Here is a 24,915-nt window from a genome sequence, read left to right as displayed (position 1 = left end):
CAAGGGGCATGCAGTTCTTGGCCATGATTTCGGTTCTGGCGCTCCTCACGATCAGCGGAGCCGCCGTTTCCGATCGGTTGCTGACAGCCGATCAGCACGTCGCGCAAGGGGTGGAGTAGCGCGCACGTGCGAGGGCGCTTTGTCTTGGGGGAGACAACAATGCTTTCGGTCGACCAGTTCTTGCGGTTCATCAGCGTGCCGGCCGTGTTCGCGGCCTTCGTCATCGCGTCGCAGATTTCGGCGGCGCTGTCGCCGCTCTAACCGATCGCGGACGAGCCGAGCAGGGCAAGGACGGCCAGCGCCATCAGCGCGGTGCCGAGCCAACCGAGCACAATGAGCCAGGAGCGGGCCTTGAACCGCCCCATGATGGCCTCGTTCGAGACGATCAACATCATCATGGCCATGATCGGGACGGCGACGATGCCGTTGAGCACGGCGCTCCACACCAGCATGTGGATTGCGCTGATGCCGGTAAAGCCGAGGCCGAAGCCGATCACGGTCGCGGCTGCGATGATGGTGTAGAAGCCCACCGCCTTCTCCGGCTTTGCCTCCAGCGTGGCACGCCAGCCGAAGATTTCCGCAACGCCGTAAGCCGCCGAGCCCGCCAGCACCGGGATCGCCAGCAGGCCCGTGCCGATGATGCCGAGCGCGAACAGCGCGAAGGTGAAGTTGCCGGCGAGCGGCCGCAGCGCCTCGGCCGCCTCCGTCGCCGAATTGATGTTGGTGACGCCGTTGGCGTTCAGCACCGACGCCGTGGTCAGGATGATGAAGAACGCGATGCCGTTCGACAGCAGCATGCCGACGGTGGTGTCGGCCCTGATGCGCGCGATCTCGGGATCGCCGCCGCTCGGCAGGTCGCGCAGCGGCTTGTCGCGCGTGCCCTGGTTCATCTCCTCGACCTCCTGGGAGGCCTGCCAGAAGAAGAGATAGGGGCTGATGGTGGTGCCGAGGACCGCGACCACCATCATGAGATAATCGGCGTTGACGGTCGCCTTCGGCCACACCGTGGCAAGCAGCGCCGTGCTCCACGGGATGTTCACGGTGAAGGCGGTGGCGACATAGGCGAACAGCGTCAGCGTCAGGAATTTCAGCACCGGCGAATAGCGTCGATAGGGCACGAACACCTGGAGCAGGGTCGATCCGGCCGCGAAGATCAGCGCGTGCTCGTGATTGAGCCCGCCGATGACCAGCGAAAGCGCCTCCGCCATCGCCGCGATGTCGGCGGCGATGTTGAAGGTGTTGGCGACGACGAGCAGCGCCACGAGCCCCATCACGATCCAGCGCGGTGCGAGCTGCAGGACGTTGGCGGCCAACCCCTTGCCGGTGACCCGGCCGATCTGCGCGCTGACGAGCTGGATCGCGATCATGAACGGCAGGGTCAGGAATATCGTCCAGAGCAGCCCGTAGCCGAATTGCGCGCCGGCCTGCGAATAGGTGGCGATGCCCGACGGATCGTCGTCGGCCGCGCCGGTGATGAGCCCGGGACCGAGCCGCTGCAGCAGCATCGGAGCGGACTTCGCCGGCGCGTCGGTGCGCTCGTGCTTGGTGGGGCGATGTTGCGATCGGTTCGACAGGGCTGACCTTCCGGAAATTGCGAATTCAAGGCCTAAGCGCGATCATAGCCGGAAAGTTCCTGGGCGGGCCAGCGACATGCCGTGGCCGTGGCCGCTCTCCGATGGCCGCTCCGTCTAGGACGACGGCGACAAATGCAGGTAGCGGCCGTCGAACTGGGCGAGCTCCTGCAGCTTGTGCTCGTTGAGAATCCGTACCGTGCCGCGCTGAAGCTCCAGAACGCCGTCGATGCGGAGCTCGCGCAGGATGCGGTTGGTGTGAACGCTGGTCACGCCCATGGCTTCGCCGAACTGCTCCTGCGTCAGCGGGATTGCAAAGGTGTTGTCGATCACGCGGCCGATCAGGCGCAGCCGCTCGCGCAACTCGACGATCAGGTGCGCAAGCCGGTTGTGGGTCGAGCGCTGGCCGACATTGACGATCCATTCCCGGGACACCGCGGCATCCACCAGCGTGTCGCGCCAGAACATGACGCCGACGCCGGGCCGCGCGCCAATGAGGTCGTTCAGCGCCTTGTGGGCGATGAAGGCCAGCGTGCAGTCGGATAGCGCGATCAGATCATGGTCGGCGGTCGGAAAGTGCAGGTTTTGCAGGTTGGGCAGGTCGCCGGGAATGTGGATCGACAGGATCTGGCGCCTTCCGTCCGCGATGGTCTTGGAGCGGGCGCAGAAGCCGACGGCGATCAGGCAGCATTCGTTCGGCTGTTCGCCGTCGCGCAGCACCGTCTGGTTTTCGCGATAGTGACGGAGTGTGAACGGCAGCGCCGCGAAAGCTTGCAGGTCCTTGTCGTCCGCCCCGGTCGTCGTCTTCAGGCGCTGAAACAGCGGCGCCCAGATATTGTCGCTTGTCACGTCCTTCACCCCCACGCGCCTGGACGCGTGATGGCCAAAAAGCACAGACCCCGCCGTGCTGTTGACAACAAAGGTTAAGTGACGCCGGACCGGCTTCTCAACATTGTGGACGATGGGTTAGCGAGAGGCGCAAACACAACAAATGTTAAGCGCGGCAGGCCTCGCGGTGTGCGCGACGGGACATCCCGATCCCCAGCGCGCGATGCCCCGCGCCGCCGATCCGTTTCGGAACGGCGGGTGCCGGGTGGCGTTCTTCTCTGCGAGGGAGGACGTGGCGATGGACCATCTGACGAAGCGCGAGCAGCCGGACCGCAGCAAGATCAACATGCACGAGGCCTGGGAGGTCAAATACTGGACCCACGCGCTCGGCGTCTCCAGGGAGAAGCTGCAACGGGCCGTCGACAAGGTCGGCAATTCGGCCGCCGCCGTCCGCAAGGAGCTGGCGGCCTGAGCCGGCCCGCCGGTCAGGCGCGGCGCGTGCGATCACCAGGTTGCGATCACCAGCTGCGGCCGTGATGGACGCCTACTTGATGCTGACGAACATGCCCCAGGCGGCAGCGAGCGCGGCACCGGTGAAGACGACCACCGGATTGTCGCAGAAGGGGCCGCCATAGCTGCACACGTTCGCGCCGAACTGGCCGAGCTCGTGATGGCTCGCTGAATAGAACAACCCTGACAGTCCCAGCAATGCGGCGGCGACGTAATACATCGCACATCTCTCCTCGGAGCGCGTGTGTGCCAGCATGGCGCGAAGACATTTCGTTCCGCCGAATCCGCTTCCAAGCATTCGATTAAAATTTGACCCGTCCGGTAAAACCTGTGCCGGGCGCGCGACCGCGATTGAACCTGCATCCCCGCCGGCGACACCAAGACAGGCGGAGCTGTGGCCACGGCTTCCGTGCCCGGCCTGCCGAACGGATGCTTGCATGAACCCCGCGCTCGATCTCCTTTATCGATTCGCTGCAATCGGGATCAGCATCTATTGCGCCCGCAAGGCCTGGTACGGCTATGTCGAGCGGAAGATCCTGTTCGTCAGCGATGATTGGTGGGACTGGTCGCGCTGGTCGCGGCAGGAATTTTACCGCGACACCATGCCGATCCGGTACTGGATGCAGATGGTCGGCACGGCCTTCGGCGCGCTACTCTGCCTCGTCGGTGCGATTATCGGGTGGCAGCCGAACGTCTGACGCGCGCGTCGGCCCTGCGCGATGCGGCCGTTCCTGAGGACGAAACAGAACTGAAACATTCCTGAAACCAGATCGTCCTGAACGCCTTAGCCGTTGGATCCGACCAACGGAGCGAAAAGGAGATCATCATGATCCAGGTCGGTTCGAAGGAAGAAGTCGCGTTGCTGCTGGCACTGTTCGGCACCCATACCCAGCCCGTCAGGAAGCCGAAGTCGAAATCGCAGCAAGGCTGAGAGACCGACCCATGCCGGGCCTGGCTGATTGCCTGAGCTTTCTGCGGCTGCTGATCGCGCGAGGAGACCCGAAGGGCATTCCGCTCGCGATGAGCGCCATCGACGATTATGTCGCGATGGCGCCGGTCAGCGCGCGCAGCCGTGGCCTGCGCGCACTCCAGCAGGACGCGCTCGAGCTGCATGTCACCTCGGTCGGCGTGCAGCGCTCATTCGCCGAGACGGTGGATGCTTACATCGAGCGGAAGCTGAAGGAGGAGTGAGAGGCTCTAGCTCTTGCTCCGGTTCCCCTCGAAGCGAGCTGGCATCGCTCTTGCTGCATGACGTCTTCATCACGGCCCGGCCCATCGAGCCGTTTCAGATTGAGGCGATCCCATGCAGTCAACGTCCCGTTTCGAAGCGACCGCGCTCCACGCTCTGATCTCCGATCTGCGCTGGCGGATCCAGATGCTCGACAGCGACATTGCCGAGGAGGAGCGCAACGCCGGCAATGCCGACCCCCGCAGTCCCACCTATTCGATGCTGGCCCAGGCCTTGCGGTCGCGCAGGGACAATCTGCGCGCCTCGATCGCCATGCTGCAGGAACGGGAAGGGCGCGCAGCGGCGATGTCGCACGCCGCGTGAGCGATTGTCGCGTCCTTAAAATCATAGTGCCTTCGCCGGGAACTTTCGGTTCCGGACGCGACTTTGTTATGTGGCCGGTCTTCCCGCCGATCGACCGGCCTGGAATGGCGGCTCCGGCGCCCGAGCCCCCCGTCCGCGCCGGGGCCGTCCGGTCGCGTTGACACGTCGGGCAAAACACCGGCACAACCGCATCATCGAAAGAGTTCGGCCCGCGTGGAGAAATCCGCCGCGGGCTTTTTTGCGCAGGCAGACGCGACGCGATAAAACGGGTTTTGGAATGGCCGGTGATTTTGCCGGTTTGACTTGAAGTGTTTGACTTGGAGTGCACGGATGAGCCCTTCCGGAGCCTTGATCGCGATCCTGCCGTGCAATGACCTCGATGCGTCGGAGCGGTTCTACAATCGGCTGGGCTTTGTGCGCCCGGACAGCGAAAGGCCGGCTCTGGGAGAGCCCGATACCTATCGCATGCTCGCGAACGCGAAGGGCGGGTATCTGCATCTGACGGACGCGGTCGAGGGATGGCTCACGCCGGGCAGGAATCCGTTCGGGCTCTATCTCTACCTCGAGGATGTCGACGCTGCCGCGCGCGAATTCCGGCAATCACCCGAAGACAAGCCGTGGGGAATGTACGAATTCGCGCTCTCCGATCCGGACGAGACGCTGGTCCGTGTCGGTTGGCCGAGCCGGCTCCGCGCACGCGCGCGGACAGACGCGAAACGCTAATCGTCCCGCGAGAGATCGCCGGGCTTCGTCGGCATGTCGAGGGTGCCGCCGTCGCCGTGAACGAGATCGCGGTCGTCGCCGTCGGTCTTGTCGGCATCCGCGATGATCGCCTCGCGCGTGACGCGTTCGCTGTCCTTGCGCGGCTCGGGTCCCGGCAAATTGCGCGAGGTTTTTTGTGTCAGGCTTGATGTCATGGCCGATCCTCCGGACCGGTCAACGCGGGCCGTGTGGCTTCGTTCGTTTGACACGTCGGGCAAAACACCTGCACAATGCCATCATCGGAAGAGTTTGATCAGCCTGCGCGGGACGCATGCTCCGCTGCCGTGAGGCATATGGGTCAACAGAGCGCCGTCATAAATCCGCCATCTCCGTCGAACCTTTTTCGCGGTGTCCAGTCTATCTGGGACAGGTCCTGTGAGTAGCTTGGGGAGTCTGATCATGTCGGAAAGCACGCAGCGTGATTCAGACCGGCGCAATCGCCTCCTGGAGGCAGCGCAGAAGGAATTTGCCAGGTTCGAACAGGTCGAAACCGAGTTCCGCAAGAGGGATCAGGCGGAGCGCGCGGCCGAACTTCGGCTTCCTCTGGACAGGATCAACGTCCACTGAGCTGCGCCGAAAATTTCACACCACTGTCATGGCACGTTCCTAGCATTGTCATGCGACGGGGGCCCGGCGCGCAGCTCTCCGTCCGAACCTCGGCCTAGACCACCAGACGGGCGGAGAGCTTGCTCCCCAGAACCATTCGGCTGCGTGCGGGTTAGTCCCGCATGAACCGCATCTGGTATTTTGCTGCCTTTATTGTCGTCACCGGGATCGCCTTTGGCGCTTTGGTGGGCTTCGACAAGCTCATCGGCGGACCCGGGTAGGGCCGTTCGGCGGCCTGTTTCATGTCATCGGATGCTGTGCCGACAGGCCTGTTCCCGCAGGGTCTCGGATGACTTGATCGATTTTCGAGAGGGTTATTCGGGAGTAATCAAAAAGGGCCCCGGCGTCGCTTGCATGCGCCAAGGCCCCCATTCCCATTCCAACCGGTCCACGCGCGGCATGGGACCGGTGGCGAGAGTTAAATCGATGAATCTGACACGACGATTACAGTCGGAAGACCCTATCGATAACGCGGACCGCGCTCCGGATACGGCGGCTGCGGCACATAGGGGTTTTGCAGGCACATGGCGGAAAGACCCGAAGCGGTCGCGCGACATTCGTCCCACGTATTGTACTGGCACGTGATGTAGCTGGAGCCGCCCCACTGCCACCTCTGCAGGCACACCGGCGCATTGCCGGCGAACCGTTGCGCTGAGGCCGGAGCGGCCACAGCCATTGTGATCCCGATCAACAGGAGAGTGGGAAGCGCGCGCATGATGGTACTCCGGGATTTGCGAATTCGTTTCAACATAAGCTTTGGTACGGTCGGACGAAACACCGGCAGGATCACATCATCGGCAAGTTTGGTTCTGCCCGCGTGGAGTAATCCGCCGCGGACCTTGTTTGATTCCACTAGGTGTTCTAACCGATGGATCTATCGGGATCCAACCATAGTTAGTTCGCGCGAACGCCTCGCGTCATGGTATGAGGCCAAATCTCGCACTTCGGCCAGGATCGTTCATTGAAGACTGACAAGGAAAAATGGTAGGGGCGCCTTTCGGTAGGCTAATAGGATTTTACGCGAAACAGAGGTCGCTCGCTGACCAAAAAGAAAATTGCCGAAACCTTATCAGTTGTTCTGATAGAGAGCCTCACGGCTAGCGGCCGTATGGTGCTGACGCTTCTGATTCATGCATGCGGCTTGGACGAGCCTGTTGCGTTAGTTGTTCCAATGATGGACTGGAGCGAGAGTTTAAGCGTTTCAATTGGTTAGCGGGTGGCGTGTGCATGACGTGTGCACCGAGAGATCGAGAAAAATCGCATCACAACTGATGTGAACAAGCGTTCTGAACCGGGGTCTGGGAGCTCCAGTGAATGCATAGGCGCGAACAAATTCGAGGCCGCGCAACCAGGAATTATTGACGCTTAACATCGGATTTTTCCGGCGAAAAAGGGCGGCGGCTGCACGACGGACGCACCGAAGAATCAAGACGAAGCTCTTCACAGCGACCTGCTTTTCAAATCCAACAAGGCGAGATTGCTGTCGCCGCCTCGCGGCTTCAACCCGCAAAAACACTCGCGCCGGTATCTGCGCAACTGACCCGCTCGCGGAAGAAGCTGAAGAGTTCGCGACCGACACCGACATGCGCTGCCGAGAGATCGGCTCGCGCGACGGCTCGGTTGGCCCACTCGCTCGAATCGACGAGCACCTCAAGCCGGCCGGCGGCGGCGTCGAGCCGAACGACGTCGCCGTCGCGGATCCGTGCAATGGCGCCGCCGTCTGCCGCTTCCGGAGTGACGTGGATGGCTGCAGGAACCTTGCCGGAGGCACCTGAAAGTCGCCCATCCGTCACAAGCGCGACCTTCAGGCCGCGATCCTGAAGGGAGCCGAGCGGCGGCATGAGCTTGTGCAGCTCCGGCATGCCGTTGGCCTTTGGGCCCTGAAAGCGCACCACTGCAACAAAATCGCCTACGAGCTCACCTGCAGCGAAGGCCTTTTGCAGATTGTTCTGGGAATGGAAAACGCGTGCAGGCGCCTCAATGATGTGGCGCTCGCTCGCGACCGCTGATGTCTTGATGACGGCGCGTCCGAGATTGCCGGTCAAGACCCGAAGGCCGCCCGTTGTTTGGAACGGTTCAGTTGTCCCTCGCAGCACGGCTGGATCGCCGCTTGCGACCGGTCCGTCGTGCCAGGTCAACGTGCCCTCGACGCCGAGCGCCGGCTCCTGCAGGTAGGCTTCGAGTCCGTCGCCGCAAACGGTTGTGACGTCACGGTGCAGAAGCCCGGCTGCCAGCAATTCCCGCATCAGCAAGCTCATCCCACCGGCTGCGTGAAAATGATTCACGTCTGCCGAGCCGTTGGGATAGATGCGCGCGATCAGCGGGGTCACCGACGCGAGGTCGGCGAAATCGTCCCAGGTGAGGGTGAGGCCGGCCGCGGCACCCATCGCAACCATATGGAGCGTCAGATTGGTCGAACCGCCGGTCGCGTGCAGTCCGATGATGCCGTTGACGAAAGCGCGTTCATCAAGCATGCGACCGATCGGGGAATATTGATTGCCGAGCGCAGTGAGACTCAGTGCTCGCTTGGCGGCCGTGCGGGTCAGCTCATCGCGCAAGGGCGTATTTGGGTTCACGAAGGATGCGCCCGGCAATTGCAGCCCCATGATCTCCATCAGCATCTGGTTGGTGTTAGCCGTGCCGTAGAAGGTGCAGGTCCCGGGGCCGTGATAGGCCTGCGCCTCGGCTTCCAAGAGAGCTTCGCGACCGAGCTTTCCTTCCGCGTAGTCTTGACGGATTTTCGCCTTTGCCTCGTTGCCAAGGCCCGAGGTCATCGGACCGGACGGAATGAAGACGGCGGGTAAATGCCCGAACGAGAGCGCGCCGATGACAAGGCCAGGCACGATCTTGTCGCAAATGCCGAGAAACACCGCAGCATCGAAGGTCTGATGCGACAGCGCGACTGCGGTGGACAAGGCGATGACGTCCCGCGAAAACAGCGAGAGTTCCATTCCTGCTTCGCCTTGCGTAATTCCGTCGCACATCGCCGGAACGCCACCCGCGACCTGGGCAACACCACCGGCTTCGCGTGCGCTTTGGCGGATCAACTCAGGAAAACGTTCGTAGGGCTGATGGGCCGACAGCATATCGTTGTAGGCCGTGACAATTCCAAGACTGGGAACGTGGCCATCCTGCATCAGCTTCTTGTCGTGTGTTCCGCAAGCGGCAAAGGCGTGAGCTTGATTGGCGCATCCCAATCGCCGTCGCACCGGCGTAGCCGCCGCTGCCGAGATGCGGTCGAGATAGCGTGCACGGCTGTCATGACTGCGGCGAGCGATGCGATCCGTCACTTCCGCGACCCGCGCATTGACCCTTGCATCGATGCTCATACAAGCCTCCCAATTACGAACATTCCGTCTGCAGCGCTCGCCTTTGCACCATTGGCGGACCGAGCCGTTGTCATGGACCGTCCTCGGCCCAGGTTCGGCCGTCGCGCTCGATCAACGCGACGGCAGCGGAGGGGCCCCAACTGCCGGCGACGTAGGGACGAGGGAGTTCATTGGTCAGGCTCCACGCCTGGCGGATCGGATCGATCCACTGCCATGCTGCTTCGACCTCGTCCCGGCGCATGAACAATGTGGCGTTGCCGCGGACCACGTCCATCAACAATCGCTCGTAAGCGTCCGGCACCGAGACGTCGAATGCTTCCGCAAAGCTCATGTCGAGCGGCGTATATTGCAACCGCATGCCTCCCGGCCCGGGCTCCTTGATCATGAGCCAGAGCTTGATTCCCTCGTCCGGCTGCAGGCGGATCACGAGTCGCGTCTGCAAGGCCTTTCCTGACTCCGAATTGAAAATCGAATGAGGGACTTTCCGGAACGTCACGACAATCTCGGAGCTACGCTGTTGCAGCCGCTTTCCAGTTCGCAAGTAGAAAGGAACGCCGGTCCAGCGCCAATTTGCAACGGCCGCCTTGAGTGCAACGAAAGTTTCGGTCGTACTCTGGCGATTGGCGATCTCATCCGTGTAGCCGGGAACCGCGACACCGTTGCATGCACCGGCACGGTACTGCCCGGGGACTGTCAGGAGCGCTGCGTTTGTCTCGTCGATCCGTTCAAGCGACTTGAGGACCTTGAGCTTCTCATCGCGCACGGCATCGGATTCGAGCGAGTATGGCGGCTCCATCGCGACAAGGCACAAGAGCTGCAGAAGATGGTTCTGCACCATGTCGCGGAGAGCGCCCGACTTGTCGTAGTAGGCCCCACGTTCTTCCACGCCAATCGATTCGGCGACTGTGATCTGCACATGGTCGATGTGGGCGGCATTCCACAACGGCTCAAACAGAGCGTTAGCAAAGCGCAGCGCCATCAGATTCTGCACCGTCTCCTTGCCGAGATAGTGATCGATCCGGTAGACGCGCTCCTCCGGGAAGATATTGCCGACGGTTTGATTGAATCGGACTGCGGACTCGACATCGTTGCCGATCGGCTTTTCGATCACGATCCGCGAGTCACCCTCCGCAAGACCGTAGTGGCCCAGCCTCTCGCAGATCGATCCGAACAGATGCGGCGCAGTCGCGAGGTAGTGGACCTGGATGCGCCCGGCGTAGTTCGACAAGGCGGCTGCAAGATCGCTCCATCCGTTCTCGCCCTCTGCATCGGCGGCCACATAGTGAAGGCGGGCGAGGAAGCGATCTAACTCGACGGTGGCTGCTTTCGATTCCGGCACATGTTCGAGAATCGCGGAGCGCACGATTGCGAGAAATTCATCCCGAGGCATTGCTCCACGTGCGACGCCGAAAATGGTCGCCGCATCCGGCAGCTGGCCCGCGAAGTCGCGACGAAACAGGGCCGGCAAGAGTTTGCGGCGTGCAAGGTCGCCCGTCACTCCGAAGACGGTCAGGACAAAGGGAGCCACCGGGATCACGCGACCTTTCATGCGCGCTCCCGCCTCAATTCGAACCGATCCAATGCCACCATCCTGCATTTGTCAGCCTCTCAGACGTGAATTCAGACTTGCTGCGACGTCGGCCGCAGTCGGCAGATCGGCACCACTGCGTGAGACCGTGATGGCGGCGGCGGTCGTCGCGTAAGCTACGAGGTCGCCGATCGCCGACGGCTCCAGTGTCGCGATCGCATCGGGATGCAACCTTCCGGTTTTGGCGAGTTGCGCGAGCAGTGCCGCGTGGAATGTATCGCCAGCGCCCACAGTGTCGCGCACGACGACCGGCCGGCCCGGCACCGAAACGTTGCCTTTGGCAAAAAAGGCGGTTGCTCCCTTCGCTCCCTCGGTCACCACGACCAGGTGCGCTCCGCAATTGAGCCAGTAGGCGGCGGCGTCGGCGATCGAGACACGACCGCCCCATGCAATGCGGATATCCTCGTCACTCGCCTTGATCATGGTGGCGGTCCGGTAGAAGCGTTCCGCAGCGCTGGCCCAGCGTTGCATATCGCCGACGACGGTCGGGCGCAGATTTGGATCAACGCTGATCACGCGACGCCGGTGCTCGCGTTGGGCGAGCGCGGCAAAAGTGGTGCCGACCGGTTCAACGGCCATGGAATAGGAGCCGAAGGTCAAGGCCTGAATGTCGTCGGGCAATTCGTCGGGCAGATCGGCTGGCTGAAGCGAACGATCTGCCGCGCCCTCGCCATGGAAGGCGTAGTTCGGTTGACCGTCGTCGGTTGTCGCCACGACTGAAATCGAGGACAGCCGATCTGTGCGGACGAGAAACCGATCGTCCACTCCTTCGCGTGCAAGTCCGTCCGCGAGGAACGAGCCGAACCGGTCGCGCGAGATGCCACCTAGAAAGGCAGTCCGAACGCCGAGCCGGGCGAGGCCAATCGCGACATTGAAGGGAGAGCCTCCGGTGACGGCGCGTGCCGACATTTCGGCTTCCCCGGGCGCCTTCACAAACAGATCGATGAGCGCTTCGCCGCATACAAGAATCATGACGCGGCAATCTTGTTGGTCGAAACGATCCTCCAGGCCGCTCGACGCATGCCGCATAAGGTGTCTGCGCCAGAAGCAATTGTACGCCGGAGGAGGGGAGCCGTGCCGTTGACCATGCTCATTCCTTGAAGAGCACATCGTAGTCGCGAGCGAACGCCGCGAGTAACGGCAACGCCGCGCCGCCAATCGCGCGTGCATCACGCCCGATCGAGCCTTCCACCACCACGGCATCGGTAAGGCCCTGGCGGTCCATGCGTGCCCAATATTCGTTCGTCCGCGCAACGAGGCGCCGGCGCACGTCGATCGGAAAGGCTCCGTCGATGATGATGGCCTCGAAGTCGATTACCGCCAGCAGTGCGGTGGTCGCCTGGGCGAGGGCTTCGGCAGCCACGGTGACCCACGCATCGAGTGGCTCCTCAAAGCTCGACCAGTCGTCGGGCGAGAGCCAGATATCCGTGCCGCGTCGACCGGCGGCGATCAGCCGGCGTTCGAGCTGATAGATGGACGCCGTGCGGATCAGCTGCTGAAGGCTGGTCTCTCCATTCTCCTCCCGGCGCAGGATCGGCATGGAGCCGAGCGCTCCGGCATTGCCGCTGCGTCCCGGGAAGAGGCTACCGTTCAGAACGATGCCGCCGCCGATGAATGCGCCAATGTAGAAATACGCGAAATCGCGGTGCGCCGCCCCGGCACCAAAGGTCAGTTCAGCCGCGCATGCTGCAGTCGCGTCGTTGCAGACGCGGACTGGCCAAGGGGCGAAGCGGCGCGACAGTTCAGCGGCAACGTTGAAATCTCGCCACTTGCCGAGCGCGCCGGGGGGCGTCTGCAGATCAGCTTCCCAATTCCACAGCTCAAATGGCATCGCGACGCCAATGCCGCTGATCCTACCATGCCGAGGGTCGGGCAATTCGGCGAGAAGACCCGGCATCTCGCGTTCCGCAAATGCCATGATCTCTTCGGGGGCTGGGAAGGAATAGATCATGCGTCGTCTGGCGCGGATGCCGGCGGTGAAGTCCATTAATACCAGGTCGGAGCTGCGCCGGCCGATCATGAGCGCGAGGCCGAAGGCGCCCTCCGGGTTGAGCGAATAGGGAACAGAAGGTTGGCCGATGCGGCCTCGTTGCGGCTCGCCCGGGAGAAGCAGCCCATCGGCTTCCAACCGATTGATGATCACGGTCGTGGTTTGTGTCGAAAGCCCGGTGAGGCGCGCGATCTCGACCTTGGCGAGACTGCGATGGCGCCGGATGAGGGAAAGGATCAGGCGCTCGTTGTACAGCCTCACGCCGGTCTGAGTGGTGCCGCGGCTGTCGCCGGGCAAGGTCACTGCAGCCACGGAGACCGGTGTTGTTTCTTCCATCCTCGGCTCCGCAGGCTCTGGGAATCTGTCATTGCGACAGGTCCTACACGTCCATCCCCAGCTGTCAGATGCAACAATGGAGGCAGTCGGCAGCACATGTCAATTAATAACTCGGGATGATTTATTTATTGACAGGATCCTTTGCCGCTCTCTAGGATCGCAAACACGCGGTCGAAACCGCGAGGCGAACAAAACGATCTCAGGGAGGGAATAGATGCGTCAGTCACTCGGACTATTCACGGCGTTCGCGCTGGTTTTTGGTGCCACCAGCAGCTTCGCTGCCGATAAGCCGATCGTCGGGCTCATCACAAAGACCAACACCAATCCGTTCTTCGTGAAGATGAAGGCTGGTGCCGAAGAGGCGGCCAAGACAAATGATGTGGAGCTGCGGTCCTTCGCTGGAAAGGTCGACGGCGACAATGAAGGCCAGGTCGCGGCCATCGAGAGCCTGATCGCCGCCGGCGCTAAAGGCATCCTGATCACACCGAACGACTCCCGCGCTATCGTTCCGGCCGTCGAGAAGGCGCGGGCCGCGGGCATTTTGGTCATTGCCCTCGATACTCCGCTCGACCCGGCGAATGCGGCGGACGCGACGTTTGCCACCGATAATTTCATGGCGGGTCAATTGATCGGACAGTGGGCCGCCAAAACGCTGGGTGCCAAGGCGGCGTCGGCGAAGATCGCGCTGCTGGACCTGAACGTGAACCAGATATCGGTCGACGTCGCCCGCGATCAGGGCTTTCTGAAGGGCTTCGGCATCGATCTCGGCAACCCCGCCAAGATCGGCGACGAAAAGGATGCGCGCATCGTTGGCCATGATGTGACGCTCGGCAGCGAAGAGGGCGGCCGCAAGGCCATGGAGAATTTGCTGCAAAAGGATCCCGGCATCTCGCTTGTTTATACCATCAACGAGCCTGCGGCCGCGGGAGCCTACGAGGCCTTGCGCGCGGTTGGCCGCGACAAGGACGTGGTCATCGTTTCGGTCGACGGCGGTTGCCCCGGCGTGCGCAACGTGAAGGACGGCGTCATTGGTGCAACGTCCATGCAATTTCCGTTGCTCATGGCGGCGAAAGGCGTTGAAGCGGTGAAGGCGTTCGCGTCGGGCGGCGGCAAGCCGAAGGCCTCGCCGGGCCTGGACTTCGTCAACACCGGTGTCGAGCTCGTCACCGACAAGGCGGTCGGCGAGATGCCGTCGATCGACAGCGCAGCCGCGTTGAAGAAGTGCTGGGGCTGATCACCCCTCGACTTGTAGCGCCTGGCAAGGACTGGCGCCCGCGATGCGGGCGCCAGATAGCGCCGGAGAACTCGCCCGAGATCGGGTGGACAGGTCTCTGCATGGAACGAGGAAAGCGGCCATGACCGATATCGGCAGTAATCGTCCCGCTGCCCAGGCTTTCGAGCTTGTGTTCGACAAGGGCGAGAGCCGCGTGGCCGAATTCGAAGTCCGTGCAAGATCCCCGGTGCAAAAGCTTCAGCACTTTCTGCACGCCAATCCGACGGCGGTGCCGGCGATCGTGCTCTTGCTTGCTGTCGCAGCATTTGGTTGCATTGTCGGCTCGCGCTTTCTCTCGATGTTCAACCTGTCGCTGATTATCCAGCAGGTCACGATCATCGGCGTGATCGGGGTGGCTCAGACGCTGATTGTGATCACCGCAGGCATTGATCTGTCGGTTGGCGCCATCATGGTGCTGTGTTCCGTCATCATGGGCAAGCTCGCGGTCGCCATAGGGGTGCCCGCTCCAGTCGCGCTCTTTGTTGGCGTCGCCGCAGGTGCCGGTTGCGGCGTGATCAACGGTACGCTCGTGACACGGCTCAAGCTGCCGCCCTTCATCGTAACGCTTGGAACTTGGTCGATCTTCTTCGCGCTCAATCTCTGGTATTCGGCATCCGAGACCATTCGTTCGCAAGAGGTGGCGAAAATCGCCCCGCTGCTGCAGGCATTGGGAACGCCGGTGAATATCCTTGGCGCCCGATTCACCTACGGCTCCTTCTTCATGCTCGGTCTCGTGGCATTGATCTGGTTCGTGCTGAATCGCACAGCCTTCGGGCGCCATCTCTATGCGGTGGGCGACGATCCCGATGCGGCGCGGCTTTCCGGGATCCGAACCGACCGCATCCTTTTCAGCGTCTACGTGATCGCCGGCGTGATTTGCGCGCTCGGTGCGTGGGCATTGATCGGGCGCATTGGTTCGATCAGCCCGCAGGCTGGCCAGACCTCCAATCTGGATAGCATCACGGCGGTGGTCGTCGGTGGTGCCAGTCTCTTCGGCGGGCGTGGTTCGATTGTCGGCACGCTGATCGGCGCCCTCATTGTCGGCGTATTTCGCAACGGGCTCGCCTTGTCCGATGTCGACGTGCTCTGGCAGGAATTCGCCGTCGGCTGGTTGATCATCATCGCAGTGGCGCTCGATCAATGGATTCGCAAGGTGTCGGCATGAGCGCAGGACCGAACGCCCCCGGGGGGACGCCGCTGCTACAGGCGCGCAGCTTGAACAAGCGCTACGGCCGCGTGACGGCGCTCGATCACGCCGACTTCGATCTCTATCCGGGCGAGATCCTGGCCGTGATTGGAGACAATGGCGCGGGAAAGTCATCGCTGATCCGTGCGCTTTCGGGCGCACTCATTCCGGACGCCGGCGAGATCAGGCTGGCTGGTGGGCGGGTCGCGTTCCGCTCGCCGCTCGACGCTCAGGCGGCCGGCATTGAGACGGTCTATCAAACGCTCGCGCTGTCTCCGAGCCTGTCGATCGCCGACAACATGTTTCTCGGCCGCGAATTGCGTCGTGCGGGTCCGCTCGGCACGATCTGCCGCATGCTCGACCGCAAGGCCATGCAGCGCATCGCTCGCGAGAAGCTCACCGAGCTTGGCCTCATGACAGTGCAGAGTATCAACCAGCGCGTCGAGACCTTGTCGGGCGGTCAACGCCAGGGCGTGGCGGTGGCGAGGGCTGCAGCATTCGGCTCGCGCGTTGTGATCATGGACGAACCGACCGCGGCGCTCGGGGTCAAGGAATCGCGCCGCGTGCTGGACCTGATCCTCGATGTGCGAAGCCGGGGCATTGCGGTGGTCTTGATCAGCCACAATATGCCGCATGTGTTCGAAATCGCCGACCGCATCCACATCCACCGGCTCGGTCGGCGGCTCACCGTGATCGATCCCAAGGCCTATACGATGTCGGACGCTGTCGCGTTCATGACCGGCGCGCGGGCACCGATAGAAGTCGTGTGATCGAGCGTGAATCCTGTGGGAGGCCGAAATGATCACGGATTCTCAAACCCCGCTGCTCGGAATGCGTGGCATCGTCAAGAGTTTTGGCGGTGCACAGGCGCTGCGCGGGGTCGATTTCGATCTCAAGAGCGGAGAAGTCCACGCGCTGCTTGGTGAGAACGGTGCGGGGAAATCGACCCTGATGAATGTTCTGTCCGGCGTAGTCACGCCCGACCACGGCGAGATCCGCGTCGACGGGGCTGCCGTCCGCTTCACCGATCCACGCGCGGCGCAGGCCGCGGGCATTGCAACGATCTTTCAGGAGCTCGATCTCGTCCCGAGCCTCGATGTGACCGCCAATTTGTTCCTCGGCCGCGAGTTGACGCGGGCAGGCGTGCTCGATGGTGGCGCGATGCGCCGCGCGGCGCGCGCGCGGCTAGATGAGATCGGATTCGATATAGATGTCGATCAGCCGGTCGGCGAATTGTCGGTCGGCCGGCGGCAGATCGTCGCGATCGCGAAGGCCCTGACTTATGCGTCGCGAATTCTCGTGATGGACGAGCCGACGGCTGCGTTGACCGCGGTGGAGGTGCAGCGGCTGTTTCAGGTGATGCGCGACATCGCCCAGCGCGGTGTCGGTATCGTCTACATCTCACATCGGCTCGAAGAGGTCCCGCGCGTCGCCGACCGGGTGACGGTCTTGCGCGACGGCAGGATCGCAGGGACGGTGCCGCCGACCGCGCCGCAATCCGATCTCGTGGCGTTGCTCGTCGGCCGGCCCTTGGCAGAGCTCTATCCGCGCCGCAGCGGCGCCTTCGGCCGCCGTGTGCTGCATCTGGAGCGGGCCGCCTATCGTCCGCGCCGGGATCGCGCCGGTTGGCGTGCGCCGCGCGAGGTCTCGCTCGATGTGCGCGCCGGCGAGGTCGTCGGCCTTGCCGGCATCATGGGAGCGGGACGGACCGAGCTGCTTTCGACGCTCTATGGCGCGGGCGGTCCCGGCGCATGGTCGGGCCGCGTCGAAGTTGGGGAGCGGCCTGTCAGGTTGACCTCGATCCCGGAGGCGCGCCGCGCCGGCGTCGCCTTTGTCAGCGACGACCGCCGGGGTGCCGGTTTGATGCTGCGCGACAGCGTCGAACGCAATCTCGTCGCCTCGGTGCTGCGGCGCGTGTCGCCGTTCTTTCTGATCTCGCAAGCACGCCAGGCGAGGCTCGCCAGTCAGGCGATCAAGGCGTTCGACGTGCGGCCGCCGCGGCCGGAGCTGGCGGTCGGCGCGCTCTCCGGAGGCAACCAGCAGAAGATCGCGCTTGCCAAAGAGGTGCTTGGTGAGCCCCGCCTGCTTCTGCTCGACGAGCCGACGCGCGGCGTGGACGTCGGCGCAAAGGGCGAAATCTATACCCGCATCCGCGAGCTCGCCGCGCAAGGCGTCGGCATTCTCGTCGCCTCCAGCGAAATGCCCGAACTGATCGGCCTATGCGATCGCATCGTCGTGCTGAAGGCCGGACGTACGGTTGCCGAGTTTCCGGCCGGTGCCGCGGAGGACGACATCCTCGCGGTGGCCGAATCCAATCAGGATGACAGCGATGAATGACGCCGCAACGTTTGTAAAATCCGCGCCAGCGCAGTCCACGCCAAAGCGCCGTCTCGATTTCTTCGCCATCGCGGTCCGCTTTCAGAGCGTCATCGGCCTCATCGTCGTTGCGATCGGCGGCGTCATCTTCTCGCCGCGGCGGCACGGCTCCATCCTGTTCCTGGCGCCGGACAACATCGCGAACATCGTTCGGGCGATTTCCGAGACGGGTATCATCGCCGTCGGCATGACTTTCGTCATCATCACGGCGGGCATCGATCTGTCGGTCGGCGCGCTGCTCAGCCTGTGCAGCGTGCTCACCGCTACGATCATGACGACATGGGGTTGGGGACTGCTTCCGACCCTGTTGTTCGTGATGACCTGCGGCGCGCTGTTTGGTTGCGCGCAAGGCGCGATCTCGACTCGATTCCGCCTCGAAGCCTTCATCGTGACGCTGGCCGGCCTGCAGGTCGCGCGCGGCCTGGCGCTGGTGATCTCCAACAATCAGTACATCAACATCTCCTACGGCAATGGTCCGGGTCTAGCGCCGCCGATTTTTTCGGTGCTGGGTGACCGGCTGTTCGACAACACGGTTCCGGTCGCGACACTGGTATTTCTCGTTGTCGCGATATTTGCCACTTTCGTGCTGAACTTCACGCGTTTTGGCCGCTATGTCTTTGCGGTCGGCGGTAATGAGCGGGCGGCACGGCTCTCCGGCGTGCCCGTCACGCTGGTCAAGATCTCGGTCTACGCAGTCACGGGACTGGTGTCGGCCATCGCCGGCATCGTCCACGCCGGACAGTTCAATTTCGGCAGCGCCAACGACGGCACGGGCTATGAATTGACCGCGATCGCGGCGGTGGTGATCGGGGGTACCAGCCTATTCGGCGGCGCCGGCTCGATGATCGGCACGATCGCAGGCGCGATCATGCTCGGCGCATTGGCCAACATCCTTCAGCTCAACAATATCAATGCGGCCCTGCAACTGCTCGCAACCGGTGCGATCATCGTTGTGGCCGCGGTACTTCAATCCCTCGTTCGTCGTCGCGAGGGATTGGGTCGTTGACGGCAAGGGCGACGTAAAGGCCTGGCGGCGACCCGAAGCCGCCGGGAGGCACCGCACGTCAGTGGCGGAATGATCGAGACAAACAGACAAGCAAGCAAACAAACAGGGAGTGAATTTCATGCGATGCGTATCTAGGAAGGCGAGGTTCTGGTCCAATCTGGTGCTGGGTGCCGGCGCGGCGACGCTCGTCACTGGAGCCGCACAAGCGGCGCCACTGGTCAAGGAGTGCAGCAAGAATGGGGAGTTCGTCATCGGCTTCTCGCAGGCCAACAATGCCGAGCCCTACCGCCAGCACGTCAACGACCAGCTCAGCGCGGCGGCGAAGAAGGTGCCCCAGTTCAAGCTGCAAATTGCCGATGGTGCCGGCAACGTGAACACGCAGACCTCGCAGATGGACAATTTCATCACCCAGAAGGTCGACCTGATCCTGATCTCGCCGTTCGAGGCCGCGCCTCTGACGCCGGTCGTCGCGCGGGCCGTGAAGGCCGGCATTCCCGTCATCGAGCTCGACCGCAAGACGGTCGGCGAGCCCGGGAAAGACTATACTGCCTTTATCGGTGGCGATAATTTCAAGATCGCCGAGGAGGCGGGGAAATACGTCGCCGACAAGCTTTTGCCGCAAGGCGGCGAAGTGGCGGTGCTCCAGGGCCTGCCGAGCTCGACGCCCGCCGTCGAACGGCTCAACGGCTTCAAGTCCGGCGTGAAGGCCAATCCGAAGGTCGAGGTCGTCGCCGAGCAGGCCGCCGACTGGCTGCCGGACAAGGCGCAGACCGCGTTCGCCGCGATGCTCCAAGCCCATCCGAACATCAAGGCCGTCTATGCCAGCAACGACATGATGGCCGCCGGTGCGCGCCTCGCGGCCAAGGGCGCCGGCAAGCTCGATCAAGTGAAGATCCTCGGGACGGACGGCTTGCCCGGGCCTGCCGGCGGCATCCGCGCGGTTGCGGAAGGCGAGTGGGCGGCAACCTTCACCTATCCGACCGGAGGCCCGGAGGCGATCGACATGGCGAAGTCGATCCTGCTCGATTGTGCCGACAAGGTGCCGACCGTGGTGACAGTGCCGACCACCGCGATCACGCCCGACAACGCGAAGCAGCTGATGCAGAACTGAGCGAGGTCTTCGCGCATTGCTCAGTGGGCGCCGCCTGGGCGTGGCGGTGCCCGCCGGCTGCAGCTCTGTGTTATCGGTTCCGACAACTGACTGTGATGGGCCCGTTCCTCACAGCTACTAGGCTTCCGAGCCGGACGGCCTAATATGAGCGGACAACCTGCCCGGGCCGGAAGGCCGTGTGGCAATAGCGCAAAATGCGAGGCGGAGTAGCGAAATGCGTCGTCTATCGCGAGCAAACTTGGTGATCATTTCGTTCGCGACGCTGGAGGCGGCCTCGGTCCGATCGCAACTTGAAGCGAATGTGAGTATCGGTGGTTGCGCCTCCGCGATTTGAACCTGCGGCAGTGTTACCGGATCGCGCGATCCGGAGGAGTCGCTGGTTGGATCTGATTGGACATCAGTTGCTGGACATAGCTCAAACTTCCTCATGATGGATTGGAGCGAGAGTTCAAGTTTTTCAGGTGGTTAGAGGGCGGCGTGTGCATGGCGTGTGCACCGGGAGATCAAGAAAAATCCATCAAACGCCAGTTTGAACATTCGAGCCGGCGATTGTCGAAAGCGGTCCTGGGCAGCGAGGTGTTTCCGTAATTGTTAATGCGCTCGTCGACCGCGGCGCTGCGGGGATTGTAGCGAATAGCGCGCACCGACATTCTGTCAACGCAGGATACAATGTCTGTGCTTCGGGAGCCGACCTGCTCGATGTTGCCTGCCTTTCGGCGCTGCGTCGCAGCTTCGAGCATCTCGCCGCACCGGGCGCCGACATCCTGGGACTACGTTCTCAACAATGTTGCTATCGCGTTGATGAAGTTGTTGGTCAACAAGGAGACTCCATTTGCTTCGCGGTCCTAGTGCGTAGGATGATGTGGCGTTTTGTCGCATGTTGATCCCATCTCCCAAGCAAGTCCCGGCTAGGAATCAGCGAGCCTATTTCGAATAGGCAGATCGCCCGCGGACGAGCATTACGCAACACCAAGCAAAGCGTTCATTCTCAAACGAATGCAGAATCGTCGCGAGGATTCCAGCGCATCTTCCGGGTGAAAGAAAAATCTTGCTTGCAGTTCCACATTGGAGAGCGAGTTAATTCGTTGTGCCCGCTCTCGCGTGGACAATTGATCCGCTTTCCTGTTGATGTGTTGTTCCGTGTGTCGTCATGACAATTTTATCAAAGCCCGCAGTCCACAACCTCCGCGAGATTTCATTTTGCGTCTCGGAAGCAAACGTGCAATACACGAGACTTCGACTGGAAGTGGTGGCAAGAGGCGAGTTTGGAATCCGTACCGCAAGACACGGGCTTGCAGTGCTTAGCGCTGCTCCTGCGGTTTCATCAGATCGCAATTGATCCCGCGCAGATCGCTCACCAGTTTGGCGGCCCGGTTGTCGGCATTCAGGAGATGCTGAGATGCGCCAAGCAGCTCAAGCTGAAGGCGCGCGCCGTGAGCGAAAGCTGGTCAGGTTTGGCCCGGCTTTCATTGCCGGCGATTGTCGAGAGGCGTGACGGCTCCTTCGCCATCCTGGGCAAGATCGGAACTGAAGACGCTTTGATCCACGATCCGGCGGTGAATCGTCCGCAGGTAGTCACGCGAGTCGAATTTGAGCAGGGCTGGACCGGTCGCATTGTCCTGATGACGCGGCGGGCTTCTCTGTCCGATCTTGCGCGCAAGTTCGACGTCACCTGGTTCCTCCAGGCCATGCATAAATATCGCCGGTTGCTCGGCGAGGTGCTGATCGCGTCATTCTTCCTGCAATTGTTTGCGCTGGTGACGCCGCTGTTCTTTCAGGTCGTGACCGACAAGGTGCTGGCGCATCGCGGCTACACTACGCTGGACGTACTCGTATTCGGCCTAATCGTTGTGTCTATCTTCGAGAGCGTCCTTGGAGCGCTCCGTACCTACGTGTTTTCCCACACGACTAACCGGATAGACGTCGAGCTCGGCGCGCGCCTGTTTCGCCACCTGATCGCGCTGCCAATTGCCTATTTCGAGGCGCGGCGGGCGGGCGACTCCGTAGCGCGGGTCCGGGAGCTGGAGAACATACGCAACTTTCTCACCAGTTCTGCCCTGACGCTGGTGATCGATCTCGGCTTCACCTTCGTTTTCCTCGCGGTGATGTTCTACTACTCCCCATTCCTGACTTGGATCGTGGTCGGCTCGTTTCCGTTCTACGTTGCGATCTCCGCTGGCGTCACCCCGATCTTCCGTGAGCGGCTGGACAAGAAGTTCGACCGCGGTGCCGAGAACCAAGCCTTCCTAGTCGAAAGCGTCAGCGCGATCCAGACGCTGAAAGCGATGGCAATCGAGCCGCAAATGCAGCGTCGCTGGGAAGAGCAACTTGCCGGCTATGTCAGTGCCAGCTTCGAAGTACTCTCGCTCGGCAATTGGGCAAGCCAGTCGGTGCAGTTCATCAGCAAGGTGGTCACAGCACTGACGTTGTATTTCGGTGCCCACCTCGTCATCGAGGGCAACCTTTCGGTCGGCGAGCTCATCGCCTTCAACATGCTGGCCGGGCGGGTGGCGCAGCCTGTGCTGCGGCTGGCCCAGCTCTGGCAGGATTTCCACCAGGCACGCGTCTCGATCGCCCGGCTCGGCGACATCCTCAATGCAGTGCCGGAACCGATGTTCGATCCCTCGCGCGCGACGCTGCCGCCAATCAAGGGCGAGGTGACCTTCGATCATGTCAACTTCCGCTACCGGCCGGATATGTCGTTGGCGCTCCAAGACGTCTCGCTGAAGGTTTCGCCGGGGCAGGTGATCGGCATCGTCGGGCCCTCCGGCTCCGGCAAATCGACCCTGACGAAGCTGATCCAGCGACTCTACGTGCCGGAAGCCGGTCGAATCCTGATCGACGGTATCGACCTGACCGTTGCCGATGTCGCCTGGCTCCGGCGCCAGATCGGCACGGTGTTGCAGGAGAACGTGCTGTTCAACCGGACGATCCGCGAGAACATCGCGCTTGCCGATCCCGGCATGGCGATGGAGCGGGTGATCACCGCCGCCGAGCTCGCCGGCGCCCATGAATTCATCCTGGCGCTGCCTGACGGCTACAACACTGTCGTTGGTGAGCGCGGGGCTAGCCTGTCGGGCGGCCAGCGGCAGCGCATTGCCATCGCGCGCGCGCTCGTGACGAATCCTCGCGTCCTGATCTTTGACGAGGCGACCAGCGCGCTCGACTATGAGAGCGAGAACATCATCCAGCGGAACATGCGCAAGATCTGCGCGGGTCGGACCGTCTTCATCATCGCCCACCGCCTTTCGGCGGTACGTCACGCCGATCGCATCCTTACTATCGAGGCGGGGCGCTTGGTCGAAGACGGCAGCCATGACGAGTTGATCAAGAAGGCCGGACGTTACGCCATGTTGCACCAAATCCAGGCGGGGCTCCATGTCGTCGGCTGAGGTCATCGAGCGCAAGAGCCGGACATTCTGGCGCCGCGAGCGCGACGCACGCGAGTTCCTTCCCGCAGCACTGGAGATTTTGGAGACGCCGGCCTCACCAGTTGGCAGGGCGGTCGGCCTCACCATCATCCTGTTCTTCGCGATTGCGATCGGTTGGGCGACCTTCGGCCATGTCGACATTATCGCGACCGCTACCGGCAAGGTGGTGCCGACCGGCCGGACCAAGACGATCCAGCCGCTGGAAACAGGTATTGTCTCGGCGATCCATGTCCACGACGGCGACAAGGTGTCGGCCGGCGATGTTCTGGTCGAACTCGACCGTACGGTGACGCAAGCCGAGCGCAAGCGGGTGGGGCAGGATCTCGTCGCGAGCCTGCTTGACGTCGCGCGCCTGTCGGCGCTCCGCCGTAGTTTCGAGCAGCTCGCGGCGCCGCTAGATATCGAGGGGCCCGCCGGCGCGTCTGAGGTTGAGATCGTCCGCGCTCGCTCGGCCATGCACGCACAGGCGGGCGAGCAGCAGGCCAAGCTCGCCTCGGTGGTCCAGCAGATCGATCAGAAGCGCGCCGAGGCGCAATCGGTGACAGCTGCGATCGCCAAGATCGACGCGACGCTGCCGATGCTGGAGGAGACCCTGACAATTCGCAAGAAGGCGATGGAGATCCAGTACGGCAACCGCATTGCCTGGCTGGACGCTCAGACCCGCCTTCTGGATCAGCAGAACGAGCGCACCGTTCAGGAACGCAAGTTGGTCGAGATCGAAGCCGCCCGCCGTGCGCTGGAGCAGCAGCTCGCCCAGACCAAGTCAGGTTTCGAGCGGCAGGTGTTGAGCGATCTATCCGACGCACAGAAGAAGGCCGACGAGTTCCAGCAGGATTCCGTCAAGGCGCAGCAGAAGACCGACGAGCAGCTTCTGCGCGCGCCGATCGACGGCACGGTACAGCAGCTTGCGATTCACACGGTCGGCGGCGTGGTGTCGCCGGCGCAGCAGCTGATGATGATCGTCCCGCGCGGCAGCAGCATCGAGGTCGAGGCGATGATCTCCAACCGCGACATCGGCTTCGTTGAGGCCGGGCAGGACGCCGAGATCAAGATCGATACATTCAATTTCACCCGCTATGGCCTCCTGCACGGCAAGGTCGTCAGCGTCTCGCGCGACGCCATCGTCAAGGACAAGCCGCCGGAGCGAAACGGTGCTGCCAAGCAAGGCGGCGCGCTTGCGGAATCGAGCGAGCCGGCGGGCCAGGAGCTGCTCTACACCGCGCGTGTTTCGCTCGACGGTTCGCAGATGCAGATCGAAGACAAGATGGTCAACCTCGCGCCTGGCATGGCGGTGACGGTGGAGGTCAAAACGGGGCAGCGGCGGATCATCGAGTATGTGATGTCGCCGTTGCTGAGGTATCGGCAGGAGAGTTTGAGGGAGAGGTAAGTAGACTGGAATCAAACAACTAGTTTGCGCCTAAAGCCGTCGACTAATCTCGTCTAGAGAGGCCCACGGGCTA

General features: G+C 62.5%; 24 protein-coding genes. 14 read left to right on the top strand and 10 right to left on the bottom strand.

Features of this window, described 5'->3' with window-relative positions; all coding sequences use genetic code 11:
• Positions 1–257 precede the first annotated feature (257 nt).
• On the bottom strand, positions 258–1,505 hold the full coding sequence (locus NLM32_RS32905; protein ID WP_254132874.1) for an NRAMP family divalent metal transporter: 1,248 nt from the start codon (positions 1,503–1,505) through the stop codon (positions 258–260).
• A 183-nt stretch (positions 1,506–1,688) separates the two neighbouring features.
• Positions 1,689–2,420 carry a Crp/Fnr family transcriptional regulator gene (locus NLM32_RS32900; RefSeq protein WP_254132873.1) on the bottom strand — a complete coding sequence of 244 codons (732 nt, stop codon included), beginning with the start codon at positions 2,418–2,420 and terminating at the stop codon, positions 1,689–1,691.
• 277 nt (positions 2,421–2,697) lie between these two features.
• Between NLM32_RS32900 and NLM32_RS32895 the strand changes: the two genes are divergently transcribed.
• On the top strand, positions 2,698–2,871 hold the full coding sequence (locus NLM32_RS32895) for a DUF3606 domain-containing protein (RefSeq protein ID WP_254132872.1): 174 nt from the start codon (positions 2,698–2,700) through the stop codon (positions 2,869–2,871).
• 72 nt (positions 2,872–2,943) lie between these two features.
• Here NLM32_RS32895 and NLM32_RS32890 read toward each other — a convergent pair whose 3' ends face one another.
• A complete protein-coding gene (locus tag NLM32_RS32890) occupies positions 2,944–3,129 on the bottom strand; it encodes a hypothetical protein (RefSeq protein WP_254132871.1) in 186 nt (61 codons plus the stop codon).
• A gap of 217 nt (positions 3,130–3,346) precedes the next feature.
• Here NLM32_RS32890 and NLM32_RS32885 point away from each other — a divergent pair, with 217 nt between their 5' ends.
• The 4 genes from NLM32_RS32885 to NLM32_RS32870 all read left to right on the top strand — a co-directional run bounded on the left by NLM32_RS32885 (position 3,347) and on the right by NLM32_RS32870 (position 5,184).
• Positions 3,347–3,607 (top strand): hypothetical protein, encoded by a 261-nt coding sequence (locus tag NLM32_RS32885; RefSeq protein ID WP_254132870.1) that lies wholly within the window; start codon positions 3,347–3,349, stop codon positions 3,605–3,607.
• Between the two features lie 244 nt (positions 3,608–3,851).
• Entirely contained in the window at positions 3,852–4,100 is a 249-nt protein-coding gene (locus NLM32_RS32880) for a hypothetical protein (protein WP_254132869.1), read from the top strand.
• A 112-nt stretch (positions 4,101–4,212) separates the two neighbouring features.
• A complete protein-coding gene (locus NLM32_RS32875) occupies positions 4,213–4,461 on the top strand; it encodes a hypothetical protein (protein WP_254132868.1) in 249 nt (82 codons plus the stop codon).
• 330 nt (positions 4,462–4,791) lie between these two features.
• A complete protein-coding gene (locus NLM32_RS32870) occupies positions 4,792–5,184 on the top strand; it encodes a VOC family protein (protein ID WP_254132867.1) in 393 nt (130 codons plus the stop codon).
• On the opposite strand, the gene NLM32_RS32865 is transcribed toward NLM32_RS32870, so the two are convergent.
• Entirely contained in the window at positions 5,181–5,378 is a 198-nt protein-coding gene (locus NLM32_RS32865; protein ID WP_254132866.1) for a hypothetical protein, read from the bottom strand. The two genes, NLM32_RS32870 and NLM32_RS32865, sit on opposite strands and share 4 nt — an antisense overlap.
• Positions 5,379–5,622: 244 nt before the next feature.
• Between NLM32_RS32865 and NLM32_RS32860 the strand changes: the two genes are divergently transcribed.
• Entirely contained in the window at positions 5,623–5,790 is a 168-nt protein-coding gene (locus tag NLM32_RS32860) for a hypothetical protein (RefSeq protein WP_254132865.1), read from the top strand.
• Between the two features lie 499 nt (positions 5,791–6,289).
• Here NLM32_RS32860 and NLM32_RS32855 read toward each other — a convergent pair whose 3' ends face one another.
• The 5 genes from NLM32_RS32855 to NLM32_RS32835 all read right to left on the bottom strand — a co-directional run bounded on the left by NLM32_RS32855 (position 6,290) and on the right by NLM32_RS32835 (position 13,072).
• Positions 6,290–6,544: a DUF3551 domain-containing protein gene (locus NLM32_RS32855; protein ID WP_256561816.1), complete on the bottom strand. Its 255-nt coding sequence runs from the start codon at positions 6,542–6,544 to the stop codon at positions 6,290–6,292.
• A gap of 784 nt (positions 6,545–7,328) precedes the next feature.
• Positions 7,329–9,158, bottom strand: coding sequence for a phosphogluconate dehydratase (edd, locus tag NLM32_RS32850; protein WP_254132864.1), 1,830 nt, complete (start codon positions 9,156–9,158; stop codon positions 7,329–7,331).
• A 70-nt stretch (positions 9,159–9,228) separates the two neighbouring features.
• Positions 9,229–10,707, bottom strand: a complete 1,479-nt coding sequence (gene zwf, locus NLM32_RS32845; protein ID WP_254135478.1) for a glucose-6-phosphate dehydrogenase — start codon at positions 10,705–10,707, stop codon at positions 9,229–9,231.
• A gap of 51 nt (positions 10,708–10,758) precedes the next feature.
• Entirely contained in the window at positions 10,759–11,904 is a 1,146-nt protein-coding gene (locus tag NLM32_RS32840; protein ID WP_254132863.1) for a carbohydrate kinase, read from the bottom strand.
• Complete coding sequence (locus NLM32_RS32835) at positions 11,837–13,072, bottom strand: ROK family transcriptional regulator (protein WP_254132862.1); 1,236 nt, start codon at positions 13,070–13,072, stop codon at positions 11,837–11,839. The genes NLM32_RS32840 and NLM32_RS32835 overlap by 68 nt, the downstream gene beginning before the upstream one ends.
• A gap of 214 nt (positions 13,073–13,286) precedes the next feature.
• Between NLM32_RS32835 and NLM32_RS32830 the strand changes: the two genes are divergently transcribed.
• From NLM32_RS32830 to NLM32_RS32805, 6 genes are all read left to right on the top strand, one after another.
• On the top strand, positions 13,287–14,306 hold the full coding sequence (locus NLM32_RS32830; RefSeq protein ID WP_254132861.1) for a sugar ABC transporter substrate-binding protein: 1,020 nt from the start codon (positions 13,287–13,289) through the stop codon (positions 14,304–14,306).
• 121 nt (positions 14,307–14,427) lie between these two features.
• Complete coding sequence (locus NLM32_RS32825; protein WP_254132860.1) at positions 14,428–15,510, top strand: ABC transporter permease; 1,083 nt, start codon at positions 14,428–14,430, stop codon at positions 15,508–15,510.
• A complete protein-coding gene (locus NLM32_RS32820; protein ID WP_375143594.1) occupies positions 15,486–16,301 on the top strand; it encodes an ATP-binding cassette domain-containing protein in 816 nt (271 codons plus the stop codon). Before NLM32_RS32825 ends, NLM32_RS32820 begins: the two co-directional genes overlap by 25 nt.
• A gap of 28 nt (positions 16,302–16,329) precedes the next feature.
• Entirely contained in the window at positions 16,330–17,868 is a 1,539-nt protein-coding gene (locus NLM32_RS32815; RefSeq protein WP_254132858.1) for a sugar ABC transporter ATP-binding protein, read from the top strand.
• Positions 17,861–18,913, top strand: coding sequence for an ABC transporter permease (locus tag NLM32_RS32810; protein ID WP_254132857.1), 1,053 nt, complete (start codon positions 17,861–17,863; stop codon positions 18,911–18,913). The genes NLM32_RS32815 and NLM32_RS32810 overlap by 8 nt, the downstream gene beginning before the upstream one ends.
• Positions 18,914–19,031: 118 nt before the next feature.
• Complete coding sequence (locus tag NLM32_RS32805; protein ID WP_254132856.1) at positions 19,032–20,024, top strand: substrate-binding domain-containing protein; 993 nt, start codon at positions 19,032–19,034, stop codon at positions 20,022–20,024.
• Positions 20,025–20,527: 503 nt separating this feature from the next.
• Here NLM32_RS32805 and NLM32_RS32800 read toward each other — a convergent pair.
• Positions 20,528–20,764 (bottom strand): hypothetical protein, encoded by a 237-nt coding sequence (locus tag NLM32_RS32800; RefSeq protein WP_254132855.1) that lies wholly within the window; start codon positions 20,762–20,764, stop codon positions 20,528–20,530.
• Positions 20,765–21,289: 525 nt separating this feature from the next.
• Here NLM32_RS32800 and NLM32_RS32795 point away from each other — a divergent pair.
• Together NLM32_RS32795 and NLM32_RS32790 are read left to right on the top strand one after the other, a co-directional pair.
• Complete coding sequence (locus NLM32_RS32795; RefSeq protein ID WP_254132854.1) at positions 21,290–23,416, top strand: type I secretion system permease/ATPase; 2,127 nt, start codon at positions 21,290–21,292, stop codon at positions 23,414–23,416.
• On the top strand, positions 23,403–24,842 hold the full coding sequence (locus NLM32_RS32790) for an HlyD family type I secretion periplasmic adaptor subunit (protein WP_254132853.1): 1,440 nt from the start codon (positions 23,403–23,405) through the stop codon (positions 24,840–24,842). Before NLM32_RS32795 ends, NLM32_RS32790 begins: the two co-directional genes overlap by 14 nt.
• The last annotated feature ends 73 nt before the right edge of the window (positions 24,843–24,915 follow it).

The sequence above is a fragment of the Bradyrhizobium sp. CCGUVB14 genome, from assembly GCF_024199935.1.
Taxonomy (GTDB): Bacteria; Pseudomonadota; Alphaproteobacteria; order Rhizobiales; family Xanthobacteraceae; genus Bradyrhizobium.
Note: the sequence above shows the minus strand (reverse complement) of the source record. Positions and strands in the feature narration are given on the sequence as shown.